The 15,338-nt window shown below is 39.9% G+C and carries 12 protein-coding genes; 6 read left to right on the forward strand and 6 right to left on the reverse strand.

All coding sequences use genetic code 11. The features are described from left to right. Positions 1–215 precede the first annotated feature (215 nt). The 5 genes from JXQ92_RS16485 to JXQ92_RS16505 form a co-directional block, all read right to left on the reverse strand. Positions 216–671 (reverse strand): hypothetical protein, encoded by a 456-nt coding sequence (locus JXQ92_RS16485; protein WP_421987742.1) that lies wholly within the window; start codon positions 669–671, stop codon positions 216–218. Between the two features lie 70 nt (positions 672–741). Next, positions 742–3,420 (reverse strand): valine--tRNA ligase, encoded by a 2,679-nt coding sequence (locus JXQ92_RS16490; RefSeq protein WP_421987743.1) that lies wholly within the window; start codon positions 3,418–3,420, stop codon positions 742–744. A gap of 171 nt (positions 3,421–3,591) precedes the next feature. Beyond that, positions 3,592–4,464, reverse strand: a complete 873-nt coding sequence (locus JXQ92_RS16495; protein ID WP_421987744.1) for a hypothetical protein — start codon at positions 4,462–4,464, stop codon at positions 3,592–3,594. Between the two features lie 149 nt (positions 4,465–4,613). Beyond that, positions 4,614–6,935: a T9SS type B sorting domain-containing protein gene (locus JXQ92_RS16500; protein ID WP_421987745.1), complete on the reverse strand. Its 2,322-nt coding sequence runs from the start codon at positions 6,933–6,935 to the stop codon at positions 4,614–4,616. Positions 6,936–7,091: 156 nt separating this feature from the next. Continuing rightward, a complete protein-coding gene (locus tag JXQ92_RS16505) occupies positions 7,092–7,550 on the reverse strand; it encodes an Lrp/AsnC family transcriptional regulator (protein WP_421987746.1) in 459 nt (152 codons plus the stop codon). Positions 7,551–7,720: 170 nt separating this feature from the next. On the opposite strand from JXQ92_RS16505, the gene JXQ92_RS16510 reads away from it, so the two are divergent. The 6 genes from JXQ92_RS16510 to JXQ92_RS16535 all read left to right on the forward strand — a co-directional run bounded on the left by JXQ92_RS16510 (position 7,721) and on the right by JXQ92_RS16535 (position 14,182). Next, positions 7,721–8,950, forward strand: a complete 1,230-nt coding sequence (locus JXQ92_RS16510; protein WP_421987747.1) for a Glu/Leu/Phe/Val dehydrogenase dimerization domain-containing protein — start codon at positions 7,721–7,723, stop codon at positions 8,948–8,950. 12 nt (positions 8,951–8,962) lie between these two features. Further along, positions 8,963–10,123 (forward strand): homogentisate 1,2-dioxygenase, encoded by a 1,161-nt coding sequence (locus tag JXQ92_RS16515; protein WP_421987748.1) that lies wholly within the window; start codon positions 8,963–8,965, stop codon positions 10,121–10,123. Between the two features lie 20 nt (positions 10,124–10,143). Further along, positions 10,144–11,283, forward strand: a complete 1,140-nt coding sequence (gene hppD / locus JXQ92_RS16520) for a 4-hydroxyphenylpyruvate dioxygenase (RefSeq protein ID WP_421987749.1) — start codon at positions 10,144–10,146, stop codon at positions 11,281–11,283. Positions 11,284–11,352: 69 nt separating this feature from the next. Beyond that, on the forward strand, positions 11,353–12,624 hold the full coding sequence (gene fahA / locus JXQ92_RS16525; RefSeq protein WP_421987750.1) for a fumarylacetoacetase: 1,272 nt from the start codon (positions 11,353–11,355) through the stop codon (positions 12,622–12,624). A gap of 29 nt (positions 12,625–12,653) precedes the next feature. After that, on the forward strand, positions 12,654–13,544 hold the full coding sequence (locus JXQ92_RS16530) for a flavin reductase family protein (RefSeq protein WP_421987751.1): 891 nt from the start codon (positions 12,654–12,656) through the stop codon (positions 13,542–13,544). Between the two features lie 38 nt (positions 13,545–13,582). Then, the gene (locus JXQ92_RS16535; protein ID WP_421987752.1) at positions 13,583–14,182 is read left to right on the forward strand and encodes an outer membrane beta-barrel protein; all 600 of its coding nucleotides are present in this window, start codon (positions 13,583–13,585) and stop codon (positions 14,180–14,182) included. A gap of 35 nt (positions 14,183–14,217) precedes the next feature. On the opposite strand, the gene bioB is transcribed toward JXQ92_RS16535, so the two are convergent. Continuing rightward, entirely contained in the window at positions 14,218–15,321 is a 1,104-nt protein-coding gene (bioB, locus tag JXQ92_RS16540; RefSeq protein ID WP_421987753.1) for a biotin synthase BioB, read from the reverse strand. Between the last annotated feature and the right edge of the window lie 17 nt (positions 15,322–15,338).

The raw sequence follows: 15,338 nt of genomic DNA on the forward strand, positions 1-15,338 counted from the left end.
CAGAAAGACATCACTGACAGACATTTTTGATCAAATGAGGTTCGTCCCGAAGCTTCGGGACCCTCAGCGCCCACACCAAAAAGCAGTCAGATATGGCTGCTTTTTTTGTTTCTATGCACTTTGTTTATATAATATACTCTATCAATATTGACCGATTTTACATTGGGGAAACTGCAGGTTGAACTTCTTTGAGAAGCTTTTATGAGTAATTAGGATTACTCCACTTTCTTTTGCCATCCGTCATACAGGTCGTCACGATTGCCATCCTGATCCCAATCTAATATGCTTATAAACCTTGCCTGACCATCCTTGAAGTTTACATGATATGTATTCTTATAGCCGGCAGAATTTATGGCTAAAGAGTCATTAACTACTTTCCAGTCACCATTTTCTTCACCTACGGAGTTGCCTTCAAGGTCGAAATACTTGGCCACGAATGTGCCATCTTCAAAATAAGTGGTTCTGATGGGTTTAATTTGTAAAATGGATTCCCACTCACCCAATTCAATTATTAAAGTACTATCCAGGTTTGATTTGTTGTAAGATTTGATATCAACATTGAGTGTTGTGTTTTCCCAGGTGCCAACAATTTGGCTAGGGTCTAATTTAGGGCTCTTTTGGCAAGAAAAATTGACGCTCAAAATGAGGAAAAGTAGGATAGACTTCTTCATGCTAATAAATATAATACATAAAAAAAGAGGTGCTTTTCAGTACCTCTTTCTAATTCACGAAATCTTTTTCCTAAAGATTAGCCAATTTTTCTTCCAGCACTTTAATTTTTGATTCAGCGTCGGCTTGTTTTTTCTTTTCACTTGCCACTACTGCCTCTGGTGCATTATTAACAAAGCGTTCGTTGCTCAGCTTTTTGTTTACACTATTTAAAAAGCCTTTGGCATATTCAAGTTCCTTTGCGATCTCCACTTTTTCTTGTTCCACGTCAATAGCACCTTCTTGCATTGGTAGGTAGAACTCGTCTGACTTGATTACAATACTTAAGGCGTTAGATACTTTTTTATCAGTAAAGGCAAAAGTGCCAATATTGCCTAACTTTTTGATTACACCTTCAAATGCTTCATAAGCACTTTTATCGGCACATTTAATATAAAGGTCTAACTGCTCTTTTGGTGACAAGCCTTTGCTGCTTCTTGCATTTCGAATCTGCGATACCAATTCAAACACTTTATCGGCCTGATCGATCATATTACCATCAACATCTCCAATAACTGGCCAAGTAGAAACAATCAAATCTTGTCCTTCTTCTCTTGTCCTGATATTACTCCAAATTTCCTCCGAGATAAAAGGCATAAATGGGTGCAAAACTTTCATCAGTTTTTCAAAGAGGTTCAATGTTACCTGATGTGTAGCTGGGTCGATAGGTTCTCCGTAGGCAGGTTTGATCATTTCCAGATACCAAGAACAGAAGTCATTCCAAACTAACTTGTATGTGCTCATCAGTGCATCTGACATTCTGAATTTACTGAAGTGATCTTCAATTTCAGTCAATGCCTGATTGAACCTTGCATCGAACCATTGCACCGCAATTTGATTTTCTGCTGGCATAGATGTACCGCTAATCTCCCAGCCTTCAACAAGCCTAAAGGCATTCCAGATTTTGTTGGCAAAATTTCTGCCTTGTTCTACAAGTTTCTCATCATAAAGCAAGTCGTTACCCGCTGGTGAAGAGAAGAGCATTCCTGTTCTTACAGCATCTGCTCCTAGTTCTTTGATAAGGTCTAAGGGATCAGGTGAATTGCCTAGAGATTTAGACATTTTTCTTCTCTGTTTATCACGAACTATACCAGTAAGGTAAACGTGTTTAAATGGCTTCTCACCAGTGTACTCATAACCTGCTATGATCATTCTAGCTACCCAGAAAAATAAGATTTCTGGCGCTGTTACTAGCACTGAGGTAGGGTAGAAGTAATCTAGATCGGCATTCTTCCCTTTGATTATTTTCCCGGTTTCCTTATCGAAACAGTCATCATTAAAACCATCGAAAACAGCCATTGGAAACAACCAAGATGATGCCCATGTATCAAGAACATCCTCATCTTGTCTAAGATCAGCGGCCGTAAGGGCTTTGCCAGATTTTTCTTTGGCTAGTTGAAGCGCTTCTTCTGGTGTTTCGGCCACAACGTATTCATCATCTCCAGTACCGAAATAGTAGGCTGGAATTCGCTGCCCCCACCAAAGCTGACGTGAGATACACCAATCGCGCACGTTTTCCATCCAATGATTATAGGTGTTTTTGAACTTGGCTGGTACTAATTCAACTTCGTCGTCCATCACTGCCTTGTGAGCAGTTTTGGAAATTTCTTTCATGTTGATGAACCATTGGAGCGAAAGCTTAGGCTCAATTACAGAATTGGTTCGTTCAGATCGTCCAATTTTTGTCGTAAAATCTTCGTCCCCAACTAGAATTCCAGCGGCGTCTAAATCTTTGATAATCTGCTTTCGAACCTTAAAACGATCCATGCCAATATATGCTGGTACTTCACATTTTTCGTTCAGTTTACCATCTAGACTAATCGTATCTATTACTTCTAAATTATGTCTCAGACCAATCTCATAGTCATTAGGATCGTGAGCGGGGGTTACTTTCAGGCAACCTGTTCCGAACTCAATCTCAACATAGTCGTCCCCGATGATTGGAATTTCCCTGTTAATAAAAGGAACTAACGCTTTTTTGCCGATAAGGTGTTTGAAGCGATCATCCTTAGGATTAATCGCGATTCCTGTATCGCCTAGAATTGTTTCAGGACGCTGTGTAGCTATAATTACTTTCTCATCTGAATCTTTTATGCTGTACTCTACTTTGTAAAGTTTCGATTGCTCTTCTTTATCAGCATATATAACCTCTTCGTTGGAAACCGTTGTTTTGGCCTCTACATCCCAGTTTACCATGCGCCAACCGCGGTAGATGTATCCTTTTTTGTTCAAGTCAACAAATACCCTGATAACAGCTTTGTGATAGTCTTCGTCCATGGTGAAGGCTGTGCGGTCCCAATCACAGGAAGCACCCAATTTCTTCAATTGTTCGAGGATTATACCACCATATTTTTCCTTCCATTCCCAGGCATGAGATAAGAACTCATCTCTCGTGAGATCGGATTTTTTAATGCCTTGTTCGCGAAGCATACGCACCACCTTGGCCTCAGTAGCAATGGATGCATGATCAGTACCAGGTACCCATAGCGCTTCTTTCCCTTCCATTCTTGCCTTACGTGTAAGAATGTCTTGAATGGTATTATTCAGCATGTGTCCCATATGTAAGACACCCGTTACATTCGGCGGAGGAATGACGACAGTAAAAGGTTCTTTGTCAGGATTGGCTTTAGCTTTGAAATAGCCTTTTTCCATCCAATGGGCGTACCATTTATCTTCTACTTCTTGAGGGTTGTACTTTGCTGAAATTGACATTGAACTGTTTGAATAAAATTAAGGTGCAAAAATAGCGGGAATAGTCGGAAGTCGGAAGCTAGAAGTCAGAAGATTAAAACGTAGTTAGTTAGCCTGAGAATTACCTTATTTTATTCAAGGCTAAAGCAATGTACCTTATTGAAGGCAGAGAAATCCTCAGGTATTATTTGGTTATTTGCTCTCTAATTTTTCTAGTCTTTTCAAAATACTTTGAAGTGTCTCTTTTAGCTCCATATTCTCTTTTTTTAGTTTGTCTTTCTCTTTACTTTCCTGAATTAGATAGAGCGTCAATTCCTCTACTTTTTTCAAGAGCGTTGCATCCATAGCACCAAGATCAAGTCCTTTAACTTCTATTTCGGATTCAGAGGGTACTTCTGGAAGGTGCTGATTTTCTTGGATATACCGTTCGAGTTCATTTAAGGATCTTAATTCATAGTTTTTTGAAAACACATAGTCTGGCCAGCCGCTGGCTTCTACTTTTACTTTTTTAGAACGAATTGTTCCATTTACATCTAATTTGTTTCCTGGTGATGTAGTACCAATACCTACGTTGCCAGAGGAACTAATGCGCATTGCCTCATTTCCATTATATCTAAACTGGAGGTAAGTGCTGTACGGGTATACTCCATAGTCATTAAGAGAATTTCTAAGGCCAAAATTATTATCTGTATAGAAGACTCCACCTACAGCATAAATATTACCGTGGACCTGTAATTTCTGAATGGGTGAGTTGGTGCCTATGCCAATATTGCCAGAGGAGTTAATGCGCATTGCCTCATTTCCATTATATCTAAACTGGAGGTAAGTGCTGTACGGGTATACTCCATAGTCATTAAGAGAATTTCTAAGGCCAAAATTATTATCCGCATAGAAGACTCCACCTACAGCATAAATATTACCGTGGACCTGTAATTTCTGAATGGGTGAAGATGTGCCAATTCCAACTTTACCCGAATTGAAGTAAACTGGGTTTGTACCTAACCACTGGGCAGATAAAGTCGAAGAAATGAAAGTGAAGAATAGTAGAAATAGTGATTTTTTCATGTTGGTGCTATTTTAAGTGTGTTTATTTGATTCAAATATGATAAGCATCAGAAATAATTCTGAATATTTTGAGGAGTTAAATTACTATTTAAAAATAAATTATTAATAATTTAATGAGCTATTAGCTGTATGCCAATTATTTATCTTACTTACCTTACTATAGAAACTGAACCTCGGATGGATTCATTAAAGACTTGACCATTAACGTTGAATTGATAGTTAACTAAATAGGTGTATTTACCTAGACCAACTTCCTTGCCTTCAAAAGAGCCATCCCATCCATTATCTACTTGGTCGGACGAAAAAAGAGGTTTCCCCCATCTGTCATAAATCACCATCTTGAATTGATCAAGACTACAAGTAGCTACTGGTGAAAATGTATCATTAACCATATCGCTATTCGGCGAAAAGGCAGACGGAATTACAATCCTTGGAAATCTTTCAACTACTTCGACGGTTTGGCTTGTGGTACATCCATTCATATCTGAAATGATCACGCGATAAGTGCCTCTAGATAGGCCAGTTGCTATTGGACCAGTTTGCTGAGGTACAAGTTCCCAAACAAAAGAATAGTCAGGTGTGCCACCTCTAGCGCCAACCGTTACTTCACCATCTGTAGCCTGTGGGCAAATGGGGTTATTTAAAAGCTGGTCTAAATCGGGTTGTAGTAATGTAGGTTCTGTCAGCCTGAAAGTGCGGCTCGCGGTGCAATTATTGGCATCGGTTAGAATCAGCTCATAGTTACCAGCTGCTAAATTATTAGCAACCGTTGGTGAATTATCAACACTATTTCCATTCCTTCTCCAATCGTATTGGTATGGTGCTGTTCCGCCTGATACAGTGGCCTGTGCAATACCACTATTGTCTTCAAAGCATAAAAGATTAGTGGCCATAATATCGTCAATTGACAAAAGAAGAGGTTCAGTAATTGTAATAGTTTCAGAAACCTGACACATATTAGCATCGGTAACTGTATATGTATAATCGCCTGCAATCAATCCAATCCTGTTTTCGTCGGTATTGCCATCGTCCCATAGTACAGTAAAAGGCCCTAAACCACCCGTTATACTTAATTCAATACTCCCTGTATTTTCGCCAGCACAGCTGACATCGGTTTGACTGGTAATCACAAATACTTGTGGAAAGAAATTCACAGTTTGCATAGGAGAGGTTCCTTCACAATTGGCAATGGAAGGATTAAATTCTCTAAACCATACCATACCCGGCGAATCACCATTCCATCGAATGGTTACCTCGTTGGTATTATTAGAGCCAACAAATGTACCATTGCTAACAAACCACTCATAGGTTGATCCATTCGAATTAGGTACGCTATAGGTTCCTAAAGTATTGTCAGAAATACAAACGAGTAATGGGCCAGTTGGAATCGCTGGTTCTAGGCGAGTATTAATTGTAACATCCAGTCTGATAACATCCCCTTCACAATTAGCAGCATTTGTAGGGATAGCTTCTAAAAATGCATTAGGGTTCGCGCTGCCCCAATTCACTTCTATCTGATCAGTATTTCCTCCGGAAACGATAGTACCACCATTTGCCGACCAGATATAGGTATTTCCAGGGCCATTCGGAATAGTATAGACTACATTGTCAACATCTGGGCAAACCGATGAAGGGCCAATAATTTCTAAGCCTTCGGGCCTTGGAGAGAAGTTCAGTAAAAAACTGCCTATAGAGGCACAGCCATCACTAGTGGAGGTAGCACGTGCAAAAATTTCATCTCCATTGCTTGCTGAATAAATCGTGGGGAGCGGATTATTGCCCAAAGTGGCATCAGCATCATTTAAATGATAAGAAACAATTACTGTGGGAGAACCACCAGATACCAGTAAGTCTAATGTGCTTAGGTCAAAGTCTTCAGTCCCATCATTGTTGACATCGCAAATTTCTTGATCGGGAATGGTGTTTAAAGGAGGTGCGTCAACTATTTGTGCTGTACCAGTCCAAACCAAATCAAATCCCCTGTTTGAGTTGCTAAAATTGTCGATAAGGATAGTATAAACATCGCCTGCCTGCACTTGAAGTTCTGCGACAAAGCCATCACCTCCACCATCTTCAGAGTTATCAGTAGCCGAACTATTCAGTCCAGTCTGAAACCCGCTAGCAGTACTTGCGAATGAGCACCTAATCGCGTCTCCTAATGCATTACAGTCTACATTAGGACCAAAAACGGCAAAGTCAAAATCGTCATTATTGTTCGGAGTAATGTTAAACCCTAGTGTACCATCTGACGCAATAGGAACCCTTAGCCACAAGCTTTGGTTTTCTTGAACACCACAGCCCGGCTGCGGATTATCTATCGGTGCAAAATCGTCGTTACCAGGGCCTGCCGAATTAAAACTTAGATTTGTGTTTCCGCAAACTATAAGGGCATTAGAGCAGTCATTGGGGTCTTGTCCTCTTGCAATAAAAGGGACTAGAAGAATAAGAAGAACGAAAATTTTTCTAAACATCTTTGGGACAAAGCAACTCAGTATCTAAACTGGTTTGTCTTGATTTTATTTTTCAATAGCCAAGAGGGGTTCGTTATAAATATATTGCCGCCAAACATATTCAACTCCATATAAGCGATAGCGCAAATCTAAATGTTTTAAGTTATCCGTCCCCTTCTAAAGACTAAAAGCAGTTTTATGTATGTTTTTTGAAAGCACAAAAGAACTTTGAACTTGACCAAGGTTGGCAATGGTAGAAAGCTTATTCAAAATAAACGCCTCATAAACCTCCATATTCTTAACTACAATCTTTAGTAGAAAGTCAAAATTCCCAGCAATATGATAGCATTCCATCACTTCAGGGTATTGATTTACTTCGTTGACAAACTTTTCTAAGTATGACCTTGAGTGCTTTGTAAGGCTTATTGAAATAAACGCAGTAAGTACAAGGTCCAATTTTCGATTGTCGAGCAAGGCAACATATTGTTTGATAATGCCATCCCTTTCCAGTCTTTTTACCCTTTCAAATACTGGAGTGGTTGATAGATTGAGTTGATCGGCAAGCGCTTTGGTGGTAATCCTGCCATCATGCTGCATGATTTCTAGGATCTTAATATCTGTACTATCTAATTTCATAAGATGATTCGACTAATTAGCCCTTAAAAATACATCTGATTTAGTGATATCTTCTTTAAAAAGTAAATATGGTAGGCAAATCACATAATTCATTGATCATAAGCCGATGATTTACATATATCTCTTTTCTGTTGTTTAGTTTTGTTTACATCGATACAAATTCGAAATCCATGGATAGTTTATTAGAGAAATTTGAAAATAAAGCGCCCGAAATAGTCTTCGAGTGGCGCGATCAAGAAACCGAAGCTGAAGGCTGGGTAGTGATAAATTCACTTCGTGGCGGAGCCGCTGGAGGCGGAACGAGAATGCGTAAGGGCTTAAATAAACGAGAAGTCGAATCCTTAGCTAAAACCATGGAGGTAAAGTTTACCGTTTCGGGTCCTGCTATAGGTGGTGCCAAATCTGGAATCAATTTCGACCCAAAAGATCCTAGAAAAGAAGGAGTACTTCAAAGATGGTTTGCAGCAGTAAGTCCGCTTTTAAAATTTTACTACGGAACAGGTGGTGATCTTAATGTGGATGAAATCCACGAAGTCATCGCCATGACTGAGGAAGCTGGTATCTGGCATCCGCAAGAAGGTGTTTTCAATGGCCACTTCAAGCCGAATGAAGCATCGAAAATCAATAGAATCGGTCAGCTTAGAAATGGAGTAGTCAAAGTAATCGAGAATCCCGAGTTCACTCCAGACGTGTCTAGAAAGTATAAAGTAGCCGACATGATTACAGGTTATGGTGTAGCTCAAGCCATACACCACTATTATGATATTTGGGGGCAAAATTATCGAGAAAAACGCGCGGTAATTCAAGGTTGGGGCAATGTAGGTGCTGCCGCTGGTTTTTACCTTGCACAAATGGGTATCAAGGTAGTTGGTATCATAGATCGCGACGGTGGAATTCATAAGCAAGAAGGCTATAGCTTGGAAGAAATCCGAAACTTGTTTTTGAATAGGAATGGTACTCAGCTCGCTTCAGATGACATGATTCCTTATGACCAAATCAATCAAGAAATTTGGGACTTAGATTTTGAAATATTTGTTCCGGCAGCTGCCTCAAGGCTTATTACAAAAGATCAGGTAGATCGAATGATTGGGACGAAACTGGAAGTGATTTCATGCGGTGCCAATGTACCATTCAATGACCCTGAAATCTTCTTTGGCAAAACAGGTCTTTATGCCGATGATAACCTATCAGTAATTCCTGACTTTATTGCCAATTGCGGTATGGCGCGGGTTTTTGCGTATCTTATGCAAGGAGGCGTAGCATTAACGGATGAAGCAATCTTTGAAGATACTTCAGAAGTGATTAGAAAGGCATTACAAAATGTATTCGACCTTTCTCCAAGTTCACAAGGAATCTCGAAAAGAGCCTTGGAGCACTCCCTAAAACAATTAGTAAAATAAACCTGATGTCAAATGCCATTTTATCATCAACTCGGTAAAATCCCGCACAAGCGACACACCACTTTTAAAAAAGAAGATGGTGGATACTACTATGAGCAACTTTTCGGAACCATAGGCTTCGATGGTATGGCTTCGACCTTGTATCATATTCATCGACCTACGCAAGTAAAGGAGGTCATCAAATCATATGATGTATCACCCAAAATAGCGGTAGAGAAAAATATGCTTTCCTTAGGCCTGAAAGGATTTTCAGTTCCGCCGAAGGCCGATTATTTAGAAAGCAGAACACCCGTTTTGGTCAACAGTGATTGCCATATTGTGCTGGCTTCGCCTCAAAAATCATTGACAGAATACTTTTACAAGAACACGGATTGTGATGAAATGATCTTTGTTCACGAAGGGTCTGGAACTTTGAAAACACTCTTGGGGAATATAGAATTTAGTTATGGAGACTATTTGGTAGTGCCGCGCGGTATGATTTATCAGATAGATTTCGATACAGAAAATAATAGACTGTTTATCGTAGAGTCGTTCAGGCCGATCTATACTCCTAAGCGATATCGTAACTGGTTTGGCCAGTTACTAGAGCACTCTCCATATTGTGAGCGCGATCTGAGAAGGCCAACCAATTTAGAGCCGCATGATGAAAAAGGTGATTTCATTATCAAGGTTAAAAAACAAGGCATGATACACGAATATGTTTATGCCACGCACCCTTTCGATGTAGTAGGATGGGATGGATATAATTTCCCATATGCCTTTTCAATTCACGATTTTGAACCGATAACGGGTAGAGTACATCAGCCGCCACCAGTGCACCAAACATTTGAGACCGATGCATTTGTCGTATGTTCATTTGTTCCCCGATTGTTCGATTATCACCCTGAAGCAGTACCTGCGCCATATAATCACAGTAATATCGATTCCGATGAAGTGCTATACTATGTGGATGGTGACTTTATGAGCAGAAACAACATTGAACGCGGTCAAATTACCCTTCACCCAGCCGGAATACCGCATGGGCCACATCCTGGTGCCATGGAAAGAAGTTTAGGCGTAAAAGACACAGCAGAATTAGCCGTAATGGTCGATACATTTAAACCTTTGAAAGTAACAGAAGAGGCCATGAAGATATTGGTAAAAGACTACCATAAATCTTGGTTAGAGCATTAGTAAGAGATAATTTTTAGAAAATGGCAACAGAGAATACAACATATCCCGGAGAGAAAATTTTCGAAGGAGCACAAGATTTCCTTCCAATGAATGGAACAGACTACGTGGAATTATATGTAGGAAATGCAAAGCAAGCAGCCCACTACTATAAATCGGCATTTGGTTTTCAGTCTGTAGCTTATGCCGGTCTTGAAACAGGTTTGAAGGATAGAGTTTCCTATGTTTTACAACAAGATAAGATCAGGTTGGTATTAACATCGCCACTTAAAGAAGGCGGACCTATCAACGAGCATATTAGCAAGCATGGTGATGGCGTAAAAGTTATTGCACTATGGGTTGATGATGCTACAAAAGCTTGGGAAGAAACAACCAAAAGAGGAGCAGTTTCATGTATGGAGCCACATCGTGAAGAAGATGAGCATGGTTATGTCGTAAAATCTGGTATTAAGACTTACGGCGAAACGCTGCATATTTTTGTAGAAAGAAGTAATTACGATGGCGTATTCTTACCAGGCTTTCAAAAATGGGATACCGACTTTAACCCACCAGTTGTTGGGTTAAAATATATAGACCATATGGTAGGAAACGTAGGTTGGGGCGAAATGAATAAGTGGTGTGAATTCTATGAGAAAGTGATGGGATTCACTCAGCTCGTATCCTTTGATGATAAAGACATATCAACAGATTATACAGCCTTAATGAGTAAGGTGATGAGTAATGGTACCGGTCGAATTAAATTTCCAATAAATGAACCAGCCGAAGGACGAAGAAAATCTCAAATAGAAGAGTATATCGATTTTTATAATGGAGCTGGCGTACAGCACGTGGCCTTAGCAACAGACAATATTATTGAAACGATTACAGGGTTAAGAGCACGAGGGGTTGAGTTTTTGAAGGTCCCTGAAGTTTATTACGACGACGTTTTAGATCGTGTAGGAGAAATAGATGAAGATTTAGAGCCTTTGAAAAACCTGAATATTCTTATCGATAGAGATGATGAAGGTTACCTACTTCAGATTTTTACTAAACCCGTACTAGATCGTCCAACAATGTTCTTTGAAATTATTCAGAGAAAGGGCGCGCAGTCATTCGGTAAAGGAAACTTTAAAGCTCTTTTCGAGGCCATTGAGCGAGAGCAAGAATTAAGAAATACATTATAAACAAAAAACTAAGCGTCAAGCCCTGAAAATGAGGAATTTCATCTTTACGGGCATAACATTAGAGCGATAATGATCAAAGCAAATAATCCTGAATTGAAATCTTGGGTTTCAGTACCTGAAAATTCTGACTTCCCTATACAAAATATACCGTTTGGTATATTTTCAGTTAATCAATCACAATCTCATGCGGCAACGGCTATTGGAGATCAAGTATTAGACCTTGCCGCCTTACACTCGGCCGGATTATTCAATGGAATTGATCTTCCTGCGAATGTATTTGAGCAAAATACGCTTAACGACTTTATGGCTTTAGGAAAGAAAACCGCTAGGGCACTAAGAGATAGAGTTTCTGAGTTGCTTTCTGAAGGTAACACCGAATTAAAATCGTATGATGCCTTATGTGAGAGTGCTTTCCATAACATGGCAGATGTTGAAATGCATCTGCCAGTTCACGTACCAAATTATACGGACTTTTATTCTTCTGAACAGCACGCGTTCAATGTAGGAACGATGTTTAGAGGTCCAGAAAATGCGCTGATGCCAAACTGGAAGCATATTCCTGTAGGATATCATGGAAGAGCATCATCGATTGTAGTGTCAGGTACGCCTTTCCATAGGCCTAAAGGACAAACTAAAGCCGACGATGCGAATCAACCTTCTTTCGGCCCATGTAGATTATTAGATTTTGAATTGGAGATGGCTTACATCACCTGTAAGGAAAATCAATTAGGAGATTCAGTTTCTACGGAGGAGGCTGAAGATTATATCTTCGGTTTTGTTATTCTAAATGACTGGTCGGCAAGAGATATACAAAAATGGGAGTATGTTCCTTTAGGGCCTTTCTTGGCTAAAAATTTTGCTTCCCATGTTTCACCTTGGGTTGTAACTATGGATGCGCTTAAGCCATTTACTGTTGAAGGACCGGAGCAAGATCCTGAGGTATTGTCTTATTTAAAATATGATGAAAAGACACATTTCGATGTGAAATTAGAAGTGGCTATCGCTCCTGATGGTAGCGAAGAACAAACTGTATCAAACTCAAATTTCAAACATATGTATTGGAATGTGAGGCAGCAGTTAGCACACCATACCGTTAATGGCTGCAATATGCAGGTAGGTGATATGTATGGCTCTGGGACTATTTCAGGGCCAGAAGAAAGCGCTTATGGTTCCATGCTTGAACTTTCTTGGCGGGGTACTAAACCATTGCCAATGAAAGATGGATCGGAACGGAAATTTATTCAGGATGGCGATACGGTTATCATGCGCGGACATGCCGAACAGAATGGTGTGAGAATAGGTTTTGGTGAAGTAAAAGCCAAAGTTTTACCGGCTAAATAGTAGCTGATTATCGATAGAAATCAATAAACATGAGAATTGATCCTAAAGAAATTGCAACACCTGATTTACATGCTCAATTATTAGGCTGTATTGGGCCTAGGCCTATTGCTTTTGCTTCTACGGTAGATGCTGAGGGAAACCCAAACCTCGCCCCGTATAGCTTTTTCAACGTTTTTAGCACCAATCCGCCCACACTAATTCTATCTCCTGCAAAACCAAGAGATTTGCAATTGAAGCATACTTTGCTCAATGCCATGGCCACAAAGGAAATTGTGATCAATGTGGTGAGTTACCCTATTGTAGAACAAATGTCTTTGAGTAGTACGGCATATGCCAAAGGGGTCAATGAATTCGTGAAATCTGGGTTGACTGCTATAGATGCTGAAATGGTTTCCGTACCACGCGTAAAAGAGTCGATTGCTTCTTTTGAATGCAAAGTGAAAGAAGTAGTTCATTTAGGAGAAGAAGCTGGAGCAGGGAATTTGATAATCTGTGAAATTCTATTAGCGCATATTAGTGACGACGTGTTAGACGAAGAGGGTAAACCAGATCCGTTTAAGACCGATCTTGTAGGGCGTATGGGTGGCGATTGGTATTGTAGGGCCAATGGGTCTGCGATATTCAAATTACCCAAGCCGAACCGAAATTTAGGCGTAGGAGTGGATCAAATACCCGATGCCATCCGCAATAGTCCTGTCTTAACTGGCAATAATTTAGGGAGATTAGGAAATATTGATAAAATCCCCGAAAATGATCGCATATTTGCATTCTCAGAAACGCCTGAAATAGTTGAGATAAAAACACGTTTTATCAATGATCCTGAATCCTTGGAAAACCAATTGCATGAATTAGCAAAAAGCTATTTAGAAGCAAATGAAGTTGAAAAGGCATGGCTCACACTTTTACAGGCGCTCAGATAATTAGTTTACGACTAACTACATATTTTAAATAAAACATCATGAAAAAACTCATTTTAACACTAGCACTCGTTGTAATATCAGTTGGTGCTTCAGCTCAAGTTTCATTTGGGCCGAGAATTACTTTAATTTCTTCTAACCTTGACTTAAGAGAGGAAGTTGCAAACGTTCAGTCTGGCGATGCCGAATTTGGATTCCAATACGGTGTGTTTGCTAGAGTGAAAGTGCCGGTAATCGGTCTTTACATTCAGCCTGAATTATTATTTAGCCAAACAGAATCTACTATTACTTCAAGTGCTCAAGATGTCGATTTGTCATTCAACAGAGTGGATGTGCCAATTATGATTGGTGGTAAAATTGGACCATTAAGAATTAATGCTGGACCAGCACTTAGTTTCTTAACAAGTGCTGAAAGTGATATCGCTGGAGCAGTTACTGATATTAAAGATAACTATAGCAGTACGACTGTTGGATTCCAAGCGGGTATCGGTATCGATTTACTGAAGTTTGTAATTGACCTTAAATACGAAGGCGCTTTGAGTGAGAAATTTGGTGATGCAATTACCGTTGCCGGAAATTCTTTCTCTACAGACGAAAGAGGAAATCAGATTGTCTTAGGAATTGGTTTCAAACTGTTCTAAGAGATAAACAGAACGAATTTAAAAAAGAAAGGAAGCTATATAGCTTCCTTTCTTTTTTTATTAGCCTTTTTAGTGGCCTCAACATTCTTTTCAATTCTGTGACCCGGCCTTGACCATTTCACTTTTTCCGCTGCTGATTCGGTACTTTCTTCAGGTGCAAGTGGAGTAGGCTTAGCTCCCTTAGCGTAAGGTTTCATTGGGTTAATACCCAGAATTTTGAATAATTCCATATCCTCATTTACATCGGGATTTGGAGTCGTCAATAGTTTATCCCCAGCGAAGATAGAACCTGCTCCAGCTAGGAAACAGAAAGCCTGACCTTCTTTGCTCATTTCAGTTCTGCCAGCAGAAAGCCTTACCGTTGTATGTGGTAATACTATTCTCGTAAGCGCTACCATTCTAATCATATCCCAAATCGGCACCACTTGTTCCTCTTCCAAAGGTGTTCCTTCTACAGATACTAAAGCGTTAATAGGAACGGACTCTGGTTGAGGGCTCAGTGAGGATAAAGCAACCAGCATTCCTGCACGATCTTCGATCTTTTCACCCATTCCGATAATACCACCGCTACATACCGTAACATTTGTCTTACGGACATTTTTCAAGGTTTCTAGCCTATCTTCCCAGCCTCTAGTCGAAATAATTTCTTTATAGTATTCTTCTGATGAATCAAGGTTGTGGTTATAGGCATAAAGTCCAGCTTCGGCCAATCTCTTGGCTTGGTTTTCACTTAGCATACCTAAAGTACAGCAAACCTCCATATCCAAACCGTTGATGGTTCTAACCATATCCAATACTTGATCGAATTCTGGCCCATCTTCTACGTTTCTCCATGCTGCTCCCATGCATACTCTTGAAGAGCCAGATGATTTTGCTCTTAACGCCTGTGCCTTCACTTGGTCGACAGTCATTAAGTCATTTGTTTCTATATCGGTATGATAACGAGCAGCTTGCGGACAGTATGCGCAATCTTCGGGGCATCCTCCGGTTTTTATAGAAAGGAGGGTACTTACTTGTACCTCATTCGGGTTATGAAAATTTCTGTGAACTGTGGCTGCCTCGTAGACTAAATCAAGAAGTGGTTTATTATATATCTCAAGAATTTCTTCTTTGGTCCAGTCGTTTCTTATCTCGCTCATTCTCTATTTTTAAACTC

Origin of the sequence: Roseivirga sp. (assembly GCF_049099775.1) — a bacterium.
Classification (GTDB): domain Bacteria; phylum Bacteroidota; class Bacteroidia; order Cytophagales; family Cyclobacteriaceae; genus Roseivirga.